At 75.0% G+C, this 515-nt stretch carries 1 protein-coding gene; it reads right to left on the bottom strand.

The window, feature by feature from the left end; translation table 11 throughout:
• Window positions 1-515: HlyD family efflux transporter periplasmic adaptor subunit (locus AAFX79_13880; GenBank protein MEO1009644.1), on the bottom strand; the 515-nt coding region annotated here is incomplete at both ends.

The raw sequence follows: 515 nt of genomic DNA on the forward strand, positions 1-515 counted from the left end.
GTCTTGACGGTCTTGTAGGCCCAGCCGCGGCTGGGCGTCCCCTCGGCGTCGTCGGGCAGGGCGGTGAAGACGTCGCGGGCGGGCATGGGGAGCGCGGCCGCGACGGTCATGCCGGGGAGGACGTCGGGGCGCGCGGGCAGGTGTGCGACGATGGGGAAGAGGCGTCCTGCGCCAAGGGCCGCCTGGCCTGCGGTGACGACGGTGGCGGGGACGGGCGCGGCGCCGGGGCGTTGGGGGAAGGTCAGGGTGAGGGTTTGGCCCTGGGTGATGGCGCCGACGTGGCGCTCGGGGAGCTCGAAGCGGGCCTCGAGGCCTTGGGCCGAGGAGAGCGTGAGGACGGGCTGGCCGGGGGAGGCGAAGGCGCCGGTCTCGGTGATGTGCCGGAAATAGAGCACGCCGAGCGCCGAGGGCACGAGCTGCAGGCCGAGACCGAAGCCCAGCGCCGCGACCGGCACCAGATGGCCGGCACCGCCCGGCGTCAGCGCCAGGACGAAGACCAGCAGGGTCAGACCGCC

The organism is Planctomycetota bacterium (assembly GCA_039819165.1).
Lineage (GTDB): Bacteria > Planctomycetota > Phycisphaerae > Phycisphaerales > UBA1924 > JAHCJI01.